This window comes from Teichococcus aerophilus (genome assembly GCF_014490485.1).
Taxonomy (GTDB): Bacteria; Pseudomonadota; Alphaproteobacteria; order Acetobacterales; family Acetobacteraceae; genus Pseudoroseomonas; species Pseudoroseomonas aerophila.
In genome coordinates, this window is sequence record NZ_JACTVA010000087.1 from 1 (window position 1) to 10,164 (window position 10,164).

The 10,164-nt window shown below is 71.0% G+C and carries 9 protein-coding genes and 1 pseudogene; 3 read left to right on the top strand and 7 right to left on the bottom strand.

Annotated features, from left to right (window positions below; translation table 11 throughout):
• The 4 genes and pseudogenes from IBL26_RS24315 to IBL26_RS24330 form a co-directional block, all read right to left on the bottom strand.
• Positions 1 to 481 (bottom strand): annotated as a pseudogene (locus IBL26_RS24315) (chromosomal replication initiator DnaA); the annotation flags it as partial.
• Positions 481 to 1,737 carry an AI-2E family transporter gene (locus tag IBL26_RS24320; protein WP_241749723.1) on the bottom strand — a complete coding sequence of 419 codons (1,257 nt, stop codon included), beginning with the start codon at positions 1,735 to 1,737 and terminating at the stop codon, positions 481 to 483. The gene IBL26_RS24320 and the pseudogene IBL26_RS24315, both read right to left, overlap by 1 nt.
• Before the next feature lie 63 nt (positions 1,738 to 1,800).
• Positions 1,801 to 2,403 (bottom strand): CDP-alcohol phosphatidyltransferase family protein, encoded by a 603-nt coding sequence (locus IBL26_RS24325; RefSeq protein ID WP_241749724.1) that lies wholly within the window; start codon positions 2,401 to 2,403, stop codon positions 1,801 to 1,803.
• Positions 2,387 to 3,157 carry a hypothetical protein gene (locus IBL26_RS24330; RefSeq protein ID WP_187787097.1) on the bottom strand — a complete coding sequence of 257 codons (771 nt, stop codon included), beginning with the start codon at positions 3,155 to 3,157 and terminating at the stop codon, positions 2,387 to 2,389. Before IBL26_RS24330 ends, IBL26_RS24325 begins: the two co-directional genes overlap by 17 nt.
• A 132-nt stretch (positions 3,158 to 3,289) precedes the next feature.
• Here IBL26_RS24330 and purM point away from each other — a divergent pair, with 132 nt between their 5' ends.
• Together purM and purN are read left to right on the top strand one after the other, a co-directional pair.
• The gene (gene purM, locus IBL26_RS24335; RefSeq protein WP_187787098.1) at positions 3,290 to 4,363 is read left to right on the top strand and encodes a phosphoribosylformylglycinamidine cyclo-ligase; all 1,074 of its coding nucleotides are present in this window, start codon (positions 3,290 to 3,292) and stop codon (positions 4,361 to 4,363) included.
• Entirely contained in the window at positions 4,360 to 5,016 is a 657-nt protein-coding gene (gene purN / locus IBL26_RS24340) for a phosphoribosylglycinamide formyltransferase (RefSeq protein ID WP_187787099.1), read from the top strand. The genes purM and purN overlap by 4 nt, the downstream gene beginning before the upstream one ends.
• 399 nt (positions 5,017 to 5,415) lie before the next feature.
• Here the strand turns inward: purN and IBL26_RS24345 are convergent, their stop codons facing one another.
• From IBL26_RS24345 to rpe, 3 genes are all read right to left on the bottom strand, one after another.
• Positions 5,416 to 6,525: a glycosyltransferase family 4 protein gene (locus tag IBL26_RS24345; protein WP_187787100.1), complete on the bottom strand. Its 1,110-nt coding sequence runs from the start codon at positions 6,523 to 6,525 to the stop codon at positions 5,416 to 5,418.
• Between the two features lie 680 nt (positions 6,526 to 7,205).
• Complete coding sequence (locus tag IBL26_RS24350; protein ID WP_187787101.1) at positions 7,206 to 8,852, bottom strand: heparinase II/III family protein; 1,647 nt, start codon at positions 8,850 to 8,852, stop codon at positions 7,206 to 7,208.
• Positions 8,852 to 9,514 carry a ribulose-phosphate 3-epimerase gene (gene rpe / locus IBL26_RS24355; RefSeq protein WP_367615505.1) on the bottom strand — a complete coding sequence of 221 codons (663 nt, stop codon included), beginning with the start codon at positions 9,512 to 9,514 and terminating at the stop codon, positions 8,852 to 8,854. The genes IBL26_RS24350 and rpe overlap by 1 nt, the downstream gene beginning before the upstream one ends.
• Before the next feature lie 220 nt (positions 9,515 to 9,734).
• Between rpe and trxA the strand changes: the two genes are divergently transcribed.
• On the top strand, positions 9,735 to 10,067 hold the full coding sequence (trxA, locus tag IBL26_RS24360; protein WP_187787103.1) for a thioredoxin TrxA: 333 nt from the start codon (positions 9,735 to 9,737) through the stop codon (positions 10,065 to 10,067).
• Positions 10,068 to 10,164 lie beyond the last annotated feature (97 nt).

Genomic DNA, 10,164 nt, shown 5'->3' on the forward strand with positions numbered 1-10,164 from the left:
CGGCGAATTCACGCGCCAACAGCGTGGCCAGCAGGCGGTCGGACGGCTCGGCGATGCCGACGGCGGCGGTGGCGCGCAGGCGGCTGGCCAGGTCCGGCAGCGCCACCGGCCAGCGCGCGGGCGGGGTGCGCCCGGCCAGCAGCAGCGGCAGGCCTGCCGCGGCGCAGGCGTTGATCAGGTGGAACAGCGCGGCTTCCTCGGCCACGCCATCGGCATCGTCCAGCGCCGTGGGTGCGGGGGTGGGCACGCCGCGCAGCGCCGGGCCGTCGAGCACCCGCCAGCCGCGCGCCGCGGCCACTTGCCGCAGCAGGTGGGATTTGCCGATGCCGGCCGGGCCATGGATGGCCAGCCGGCCGTTCGGCCAGGCTTCCACCCGCTCCAGCCACGCCATCGCCTCGGCGTTGGAGGGGTCGGGCAGCACCTCACCCGCAAAACTGTGCGGCAGGTCGAGCGGCAGGGCGAGCTGGCGCTGCAGGCCCATCAGCCGCTCCCGGTGCGGGGCGGGTCGAGGTAGAGCGGGCTTTCCAGGTAGCGGCGCAGCCAGTAGCGGGCCAGCACGCCGAGCGCCGCCGCCATGGGCACCGCCAGCAGCACGCCCAGGAAGCCAAAGGCCACGCCGCCGGCGAAGAGGGCAAAAATGACCCAGACGGCATGCAGCTCCACCCGGTCCCCCAGCAGGTAGGGGTAGATGATGTAGCCCTCGACGATCTGCCCGGTGACGAAGACGGCCGCGACCATGCCCACCCCTTCCCAGGTGCCGAACTGGCCGAGCGCCAGCAGCAGCGCGGTGCCCAGCCCGGTCATCGACCCGACATAGGGAATGAAGGAAAGGATGCCGGAGGCGATGCCGAGGATCAGCCCCAGCTCCAGCCCCACGGCGGAGAGGCCGATGGCATAGTAGACGCAGAGCAGCGCGCAGCACAGCAACTGCCCGCGCAGCCAGGCGGAGAGCACGCGGTCGGTGTCCCGCGCCAGCTGGCGCAGCACGGTGGCGGAACGGCGGGGCAACCAGCTCTCGATGCGGGCGATGATGCGCGGCCAGTCCCGCAGCAGGTAGAAGCCGACCACGGGCGTGACGACCACGAGGGTAAAGACCGAGAGCAGCGCGTAGCCGCCGCCGATCAGCCGCGTCGCCGCCGTGCCGATGAAGGAGAGGATGGCGCCGGCCTGGGTAACGGCGAGGTCGCGCAGCCGCGTATCCATCACCTCCGGCCCGAAGCGCTGTTCCAGCGCCGTCAGCCCTTCCTGCACCGCGGAGCCGATGCCGGTGATGTAGCTGGGCAGCCGCGCCAGCAGCGTGCCGACCTGCGCGATCAGCAGCGGGTAGAGCAGCAGCATGGCCAGCAGCGCCGCTGCCATCAGCCCGAATACCAGCAGCAGTGCCGCCAGCCCGCGCGGCATGCCCATGCGGGAGAGCCGCGTTGCCACCGGGTCGAGGAAATAGGCGATGCAGCCGGCCAGCACGAAGGGCGTGAGGATGGCGGAGAACAGCCAGATCAGGAACAGCAGCGCCGCCAACAGGCCCAGCACCAGCGCCGTACGCTGCGCCTGGGTGGCGGTGCGCGGGCCGGGGGTGGCGTGGGCCAAGGGCGGCAGCGGCAGCCGGGGCTCACCCCGCACCGGCACGCGCGCATCGGCACGGGTGGCCATGCGGGCATCGGCCGGGGCGCCGGCTGGCTGGCGCGGGTCGGGGCGCGTGTTCGGTGCGGCCGGGGCGGGGATGGTCTCTGGCGGCATGATCACCCTGCGTGTCCGCGCGCCCGCGCGCGGCGGCGGGCAAGAAACAGGTCGGCCCCCGCCTCAGGGCGAGGCCGGGCGCATCGCCTCCCGCGCATAGGCGAGGCCGGAGAGGGCGGTGATGGCCGCGACCCCCCAGGCCAGGACATCCATAGCCCAGCCGAGGCCCGGACCGAAACCCGCCACCAGCAGCACCAGCCCCGCATACAGGATCTGCGCCACCGTATTCAGCTTGGAGATGCGGGAGGGGCGCATCCGCGGCGGCGTGCCCAGCATGTACAGCACCAGCACGCCGCCCATGATCAGCACGTCGCGGAACACCACCAGGATGGCCAGCCAGTCCGGCATCACCCCGGTGGCCGCCAGGGTGACGTAGGTGCCGACCATCAGTGCCTTGTCCGCCACCGGGTCCAGCACGGCGCCGAGGGCGGAGCGGATGTGCCAGCGCCGCGCCATCCAGCCATCCACCGCATCCGACACCCCGGCGGCGGCGAACAGGATGAAGGCCCAGTCCAGCCGCCCGTGGATGATCAGCCAGATGGTGAAGGGCACGGCACAGAGCCGGGCCAGGGTGATCAGGTTGGGCAGGGTGAAGGCCCCGGCCTCCGCCCGTGGGGGCGGCGGGGCCGGGGGTGTCGCTCTGGGGGCCTCAGGCGCCGCCGGCAACGCCGAGCAGCCAGGGGGCATTGGGCGAGGCCGCGGCCGGCACCGCGACCGGCACCGGCGAGGCGCCGATCCGAACCGGCGGCGCGATGCCGCCGGGCTGCAGCGGCACCTGGCCGGCCGGCGGCACCACCGTGCCCGGCTGCTGCAGCAGGATGCCACGTTCAGCCAGTACCCGCGCTGCCTCGTTTGGCGGCAGGCGCAGGCCGAGGCGCAGCGTCGCCCCATCCACCGCGATGGCCAGGATGTCGACCGAGGCGACCTCCGGCTGCGCCAGCAGGCGGCGGCGCAGGTCCAGCCAGCCTTGCATGCCGTTGAACTGCGTCACGCTCTCCACGAAGGCGGAGGCCGGATTGAAGGCGGCGGTGCTGGCCGCGAGGTTGGCCGGCGGCGCGCCCGGCGCGGCGGAGGCGCCACCGCCGCCGTTGCTGGCCGTGGCACCCGCGGCCCCGGCGCTGATGCCGGCGAAGCTGGCGACGCGACGCGGATTGAAGTTGACGGTCAGCCGGCCGTTATAGCCGGTGCGGGTGGCCCGCTCCTGCTCCACGATGATGCTGTCCACCATACCGTCGATCTGGGAATCGGAGGCGCTGCGGCTGAAGCCGAGCTCGCTGGCCATCTTGTCGTAGGCCTGGCGCTGCGCGGTGGCGAGCGCGCGATTCCGCGCGATCACGGCATTCTCAGCCGAGGTTTCCACCGTGATGCCACGCTGGACAAAGCCGCTCCCACCCTCCTGCGCCCCTGCCAGACCCGGCATGAAGAGCAGTCCCGTGATGACAGCAGTTGCGGCCAGCCGCCGAAAATGTTGCATTCCGCCCCCTTGGAAGATCCGGTGCAGGAGTGGGCCGTAGCCCCCCGGGTCTTTGCGCATAGCTTATCGGGCCCCCTCATGACCAGTTTGACCTATCGCGACGCCGGCGTGGACATCGAAACCGGCGACGCCCTTGTCGATGCCATCAAGCCGCTGGCCAAGTCCACCGCACGCTCCGGTGTGATGGGTGGGCTGGGCGGCTTCGGCGCCTTGTTCGACCTGAAGGCCGCCGGATACACCGACCCCGTCCTCGTCTCCGCCACCGATGGCGTCGGCACCAAGCTGCGCCTGGCGATCGATACCGGGTATCATGACGCCGTGGGCATCGACCTGGTTGCCATGTGCGTGAACGACCTGGTCGTGCAGGGCGCCGAACCGCTGTTCTTCCTGGACTATTTTGCCACCGGCAAGCTGGACATCGCCCAGGCGAAATCCGTCATCTCCGGCATCGCCGAAGGCTGCCGGCAGGCCGGCTCCGCCCTCGTCGGCGGCGAGACGGCCGAGATGCCGGGCATGTACGCCAAGGACGACTACGACCTCGCCGGCTTCTCCGTCGGCGCCGCCGAGCGCGATGCGCTGCTGCCGCGCGACGACGTGCGCGCGGGCGACGTGCTGCTGGGCCTCGCTTCCTCCGGCGTGCATTCCAACGGCTTCTCCCTGGTCCGCCGCATCCTGGAGACGACCAACCAGGGCGTGCACACCCCCGCCCCGTTCGCCGCCGGCACCACCGTTGGCCAGGCATTGCTGGCGCCGACCCGCATCTACGTGAAGTCCGTGCTGGCGCTGCACAAGGCGAAGCTGCTGAAGGCGGCCGCGCACATCACCGGCGGCGGCATCGTCGGCAACCTGCCGCGCGTACTGCCCCAGGGCACGGTCGGCGTGGTGGATGCCACCAGCTGGGACCCGGCGCCCGTCTTCGCCTGGCTGGCCCAGACCGGCGGCGTGGTGCCGGAGGAGATGCTGCGCGTGTTCAACTGCGGCATCGGCATGATCCTCGTCGTCGCGCCCGATGACGTCGAGACCGCCATCGCCCTGCTGACCGAGGGCGGCGAGAGCGTCAGCCGCATCGGCCGCATCGATGCCGGCGCGGATGCCGAGGCGGAGCCCGAGGTGCGCATGGAGAACCTCTCCCCCCGCTGGCCGGCCGCGTGAGCCCTCGCCGCCGTACGGCGATCCTGATCTCCGGCCGGGGCAGCAACATGGCGGCGCTTCTGGCCGCCGCCGCCGACCCCGCCTACCCGGCCGAGATCGCCCTGGTCCTGGCCAACAAGCCCGCCGCCGGCGGGCTGGCCCGCGCCGCCGAGGCCGGCATCCCCACCGCCGTGGTGGAAAGCCGCGCCTTCGGCCGCGACCGCGCCGGGTTCGAAATGGCGATGGAAGCCGAGCTGGCGAAGCACGGCGTGGAGCTGATCGCCCTGGCCGGCTTCATGCGCGTGCTGACCGAAGGCTTCGTCGGCCGCTGGGCCGGGCGGATGATCAACATCCACCCTTCCCTGCTGCCCGCCTTCCCCGGCGTGGACACCCACGCCCGCGCCCTGGCCGCCGGGGTGCGCTTCCACGGCTGCACCGTGCACCTGGTGACGCCCGGCGTGGATGAAGGCCCGATCATCGCCCAGGCCGCCATCCCCGTCCTGGCCGACGATACCGAGGACAGCCTCGGCGCCCGGGTTCTGGAACAGGAACACGCCCTCTACCCGGCCGCGCTCGCTTTGGTGGCTGGTGGGCGGGTGCGCGTGGAGGGAGACCGGGCCGTCATCGAGCGCCCTGCCCCGCCAAGCGGGGTGGCGTTGCGGAATCCGGGGTGAAGGAAGCCCGGGGGAAAGAATTCCCCCGGGCCCCATCTTTTTTCTGTCAGTTTTAGAGGCGGGTTCGGAGGATTGCCCGTTGAGGGCTGGACCGGCCATTCCGTCGCGGCGAGACAGCCATTTTGCAGCGACAAGCTGTCGAGAACAAAGCCGGCACCGCTTTGACAAACCTAGCAGATTCCGACAATGGCCGCCGAAGCCTGATCTGACAGGGCAAGCCTTCAGAATCTCAAAGGCCCTACGGACTGACCATCAATCGCCGGAGGTCCTGGCCTTTCGGTGCGCCCCCGGCCGCTCCCAAAGACCAACGCTCCTCTGAGCCCCACCCACAAAGACTCGCAAAAAGAAGATGGAGGTCTGGGGGAATTCCTTCCCCCAGCCTGCCCCTGTCTCACCTTCCTAAAGCCCCATCAAATCCAGCGTCCGCCCAATGACTTTCGCTTCGTCGAAATGCTCCAGCGCGTAGGCGCGCCCGGCGGCGCCCATGCGGGCGCGCAGGGCCGGGTCCGCTGCCAGGGTGGCGATGGCTTCCGCAAGGGGCTCCACCGTCAGGGGTGGCACCAGCAGGCCGGTCACGCCGGGCTGCACCTGCTCGCGCGGCCCGCGGATATCGGTGGCGACGACGGGCAGGCCGCTCAGCATGGCTTCGATGACCGACATGGGCAGGCCTTCGAAATGGCTGGGCAGGCAGAAGATGTCGCTGGCGGCCAGCACGCGGGGGATATCGTCGCGGTAGCCCAGGCGCTTCAGCCGGGGGCCGAGGATCTGGGCCGCACGATCGAACTCGGCGTCCAGGTTGGGGCCGTGGTCGGATTCCAGGCGGTTGCCGACGACCCAGAGCGTGGCGTTGGGCACCTGCTCCATCGCCCGCAGCAGCTCGACATGCCCCTTGTGGCGAACGATGCGGCTGACGATGACGACGACGCAGTCCTGCTCCGCCGCGCCCAGCTCGGCCCGCACGGCGGCACGGCCGGCGGGGTCATCGACGAAGCGGGCCGGGTCCCGGCCATTGCCGATGCCAACGGCGCGGGGGGCAATGCGCAGGCGGCGGGCGTCGGCGGCCTCTTCCTCGCTGACCGTCATGAACACGTCGGTGGCGCGGCCGCCCAGCCATTCCAGGCCGAGCGAGAGGCCCTTCCGCCACAGCGGCCCCGGCTGGTTGAACAGGAAGCCATGGCCGGTATAGGCCACGCGCGGCACCCCGGCTGCTTTGGCCGCCGCCCGCGCCAGCAGCCCGGCGATGGGCATGTGCCCGTGCACCAGGTCGAACTTCTCGTCCTTGAAGATCCGGGTCAGCGCATTGAAGGCCTTGGCCTGCGCGACCGGGTTCAGGCTGCGGGCGAAGGGCACGGGGATGATGCGGAAGCCCTCCGCACGGGGGATCTCCAGCATCGGCCCATCGGCGCAGAGGCCGACCACCTCATGCCCCCGGTCCCGTGCACCCCGCATCACCGGCAGCACGAAGTGCCGCAGGGCGAAATCGACATTGCAGACTTCGGCGATCTTCATCAGGCGACGGTCATGGCGGCGAGGAATCTCGGTAAGGCAGCATGGGTGGTGGCCTTCCTCATGGCGCAGGGAGGAAGGGGCGTGAAGGCTGGGGGAATGAATTCCCCCTGGCCCCCTTCTTTTTTCTGCGCGTTTTTCGGGGGGGTAACTGCGGGGGCGTCAGTCTTCTGGCCCCGGCTTGGTCGCGCCGGAGGTGTCGGCGACCCAATGGCATTCCGTGCGGGGAAGTGGGTGGTGCGGAAAAGGACTGTAGACGGCCTCACAGGCTCGATGGCCCCGACCCTCGACGGCCAACGCTTCAGCCCACGCTGCCTATCGGGTCCTGGAGCCGATCGACATTCGACCTGGGACGGGAAGGAAGGTCAGGGGTAAGGAATTCCCCTGAAACCCCAACTTTTTTTCTGACCTTTGGCGAAAGATTCAGGATCGGGGGGGGTGCGGTGGCTATGAGCAAACGTGAGTCATCCGGGCTGAACGATCGGCCTCCGGCGGTCACGGAACTTCGGCGTAACCTCGGTCTGGCCCAGAATGGCCGACGCCCCCCAAGTCACAGCCGAAAGACTCGTAGAAGAAAGATGGGGTCCGGGGAATTCCTTCCCCGGCCTTCCTGCCTTTGGCTGAATGTCGATCCGCCCCACAAGGACCGCCACCCGGCGCTGAAGCCCTTACCCCATCTTCCCTCAGCCTTCGGCGTTGGGCTGCGGCAGGTTTACCCGGCTCATTGCCCAGGGCACGGCGGTGGTGCCGGCCTCGGCGGTCAGCACGACCTGGCTGGTGCGGCGGGGCTCGCCGGCCATGAAGATGCTTTCCTCCAGCCCGACCTTGGCGCGGCTGGCGCGCAGCTTCCAGCTGGCGCCGCTGGGCAGGCGCAGCAGGACGGCGTTGTCCTCCTCCTGCAGCGTGGCGACGACGGCGGGGTGCAGGTGGAAGCGGATGACGAAGGCGGGCAGGTTCTCGCCTTCCACCACGTCCTCGCCGCGCAGGTCGTCGCCCGATTCGGAGAGGTAGAGCCGGCGGCGATGGATGGCGCCCAGGCCGCGGCGGTAGCCGTCATGGCTGGAATCCAGCCACTGGGCACCGTTGGCCTCGTGGCGCTCGGTCTCCACCGCTTCCGGCCGGCGGCCGAGGCCGTCTTCCTTCAGCTCGCTGCTGTTGGTGTCGGCCAGCGCCATGGTGGAATGGGCGGCGGTGGCGCGCAGCGCGTCCCGCCACTCCTGGGCGGCGGCCGGCGCCGCGCCGCAATTGACGATGACGCGGTCCCGCCCCACCGACATCTCGAAGGACAGGGTGCCGGCGTGGTGGAAGCGGTCGGCATGGCGGGGCAGGCCGGCGGGGTTGGCGGCGGGGCCGCGCTGGGCCGGCGGCGGTGTGCCGCAATCGACGATCAGCAGGGTGCGGCCGGCCTGCAGGCGCTGGAAGCCGGCCTCGGCCAGGATCAGCGGCGCGCGGCCACGGGCCTGGCCCTGGGTCAGCACCAGGTCCACCAGGGCGGCGCCTTCGTCCCGCGTGCCGTTGAACAGGGCCAGCCCGCCATCGCCATGGCGGAACAGGCGCAGCGCCGGCGCAGCGCGGTCCAGCGCCAGGGCGAGGTGCGGCGGCGCCTCCAGCCCGGCGCCGTGGACGAGGTTGCGGATCTCGATCAGGTCCTGCACCGCCAGCAGCAGCTGGGACGGGCTGCGCTCCACATGGCCGCCATCGGGCAGGATCTGGCGGTCGATCTCGGCTGGCAGCAGCCGCAGGCAGCGGGAGATGGCGGCTTCATCCGCCAGCGCCACGGCGGCGGCGAGGCCACCCTTCAGCGCGACCAGGGAACCGCGGTGGCCGGCATCGCCCGGCAGGCTGGCCAGCAGCACGCGGGTATCCTGCGCCAGCCGCACCATGATGGCGCGGCGGAAGCCGTCCTCTGCCGTGGCGGCCAGGAAGTCCCAGTGGCCGAGCCAGGCGGAGAGCCGGGCCCCGACCACGTCGGGGGAGGCAGCGACCGGTTCCTGCGCCCCGTGCGCCAGCCAGTCGGCGGTCAGGTCCCGCGCACGCAGGCGGGCACCGTCGGTGCCCAGCGCGCGCAGGTCCCGCAGCCAGCAGAAGGCATGCACGGCGGCCCGCCAGGTGGGGGAACCCGCGCCGGCGCCCCAGCCCGGCCCGCCCTCGGCGGTCAGGATCAGCGGGCGGGTGGTGCCCAGCACCTCGCACTCGCCACGCAACACGCGTTGGCCACGCGCGGCATCGCCGGGCCAGAGGTCGCGGAAAGCGCGCGCCGGCGCCTCCGGTGCCTTGACCGGCTTGAGCCCCGCCACAACCTTGCGCGCGCCGCGCAGCCAGTCCGACATCAGGCGGCCGCCTTGCGGATGGCGGTGATGGCGCCGGCATAGTCCGGCTTGCCGAACACGGCGGTGCCGGCCACCAGCACGTCCGCCCCCGCCTGGACGCAGAGCGGCGCGGTCACGTCGGTGACGCCGCCATCGATCTGCAGGTGGATCTGCCGCCCCGTGGCATCGATCATCCGCCGGATCTCAGCGATCTTGGGCAGCTGGGAGTGGATGAAGGACTGGCCGCCGAAGCCGGGATTGACCGTCATCACCAGCACCAGGTCCACCAGGTCCATCACATTCGCGAGCACGGAGGCGGGCGTGCCGGGGTTCAGCACCACGCCGGCCTTCTTGCCGAGGGCGCGGATGGTCTGCAGGGAGCGGTGCAGATGCGGCCCGGCTTCCGGGTGCAGGGAGATCAGGTCCGCGCCCGCTTCCGCGAAGGCGGCGAGGTAGGGATCGGCCGGCGCGATCATCAGGTGCACGTCGAACGGCATGCGGGAGTGCTTCCGCAGCGCCTTCACCACGGCGGGGCCGAAGCTGATATTGGGCACGAAATGCCCATCCATGATGTCGAGATGCAGCCAATCGGCGCCGGCGGCCTCGATGGCGGCCACTTCCTCGCCCAGCCGGGCGAAATCGGCGGCGAGGAGGGAGGGGGCAATGATCAGGGGGCGTGTCACGATAGGGTTTATGCCTCCCGGTGGTGAGGGGGACAAGGCGGCCAGCCCCGTCTGAGCACACATCTGAGAATACAAGCGACACACAAGAACGCGGGCGAAGGGCAGGGCAGCGGAGGGGGATGGCTTGACCCGCCCGCCCCGTGACACGACTTTCTTAGGCGACCCGCGCCGAGGGGGGAAGCCGCCCCCTGCGAACGGCGCACAGAAGGACCCGAAGACGATGAGTGAACTGACCAAGGCCGTCAGCGACGACAGCTTCAAGACCGACGTCCTGAACGCCCCCGGCCCGGTGCTGGTGGATTTCTGGGCCGAGTGGTGCGGCCCCTGCCGCATGGTGGCGCCGATCCTGGACGAGATCGCCAAGGATTATGAGGGCAAGCTGACCATCGCCAAGGTGAACATCGACGAGAACCCGGTGACGCCGAACGACTACGCGGTGCGCGGCATCCCCACCATGATCCTGTTCAAGGATGGCAAGCCGGTGGAGACCAAGGTCGGCGCCCTGCCGAAGAGCCAGTTGAAGGACTGGATCGCCGGCGCCCTGGCCAAGTAAGCGCATGGCGGCCGCACCGGACCAGCCGCAGCGGGGCGCCAGCCCCGCGCCCCCGCCGCGCCGCCGCTTCGGCCAGGCGCTGGCGGGCGGGCTGGGC

What these genes read in the sequence shown, in the direction of transcription:
- IBL26_RS24350 (WP_187787101.1), bottom strand. Translation starts at nt 8,852, where the DNA reads ATGTCGGACTGGCTGCGCGGCGCGCGCAAGGTTGTGGCGGGGCTCAAG.
- purM (WP_187787098.1), top strand. Translation starts at nt 3,290, where the DNA reads ATGACCAGTTTGACCTATCGCGACGCCGGCGTGGACATCGAAACCGGC.
- IBL26_RS24345 (WP_187787100.1), bottom strand. Translation starts at nt 6,525, where the DNA reads ATGAAGATCGCCGAAGTCTGCAATGTCGATTTCGCCCTGCGGCACTTC.
- trxA (WP_187787103.1), top strand. Translation starts at nt 9,735, where the DNA reads ATGAGTGAACTGACCAAGGCCGTCAGCGACGACAGCTTCAAGACCGAC.
- IBL26_RS24320 (WP_241749723.1), bottom strand. Translation starts at nt 1,737, where the DNA reads ATGCCGCCAGAGACCATCCCCGCCCCGGCCGCACCGAACACGCGCCCC.
- IBL26_RS24330 (WP_187787097.1), bottom strand. Translation starts at nt 3,157, where the DNA reads ATGCCGGGTCTGGCAGGGGCGCAGGAGGGTGGGAGCGGCTTTGTCCAG.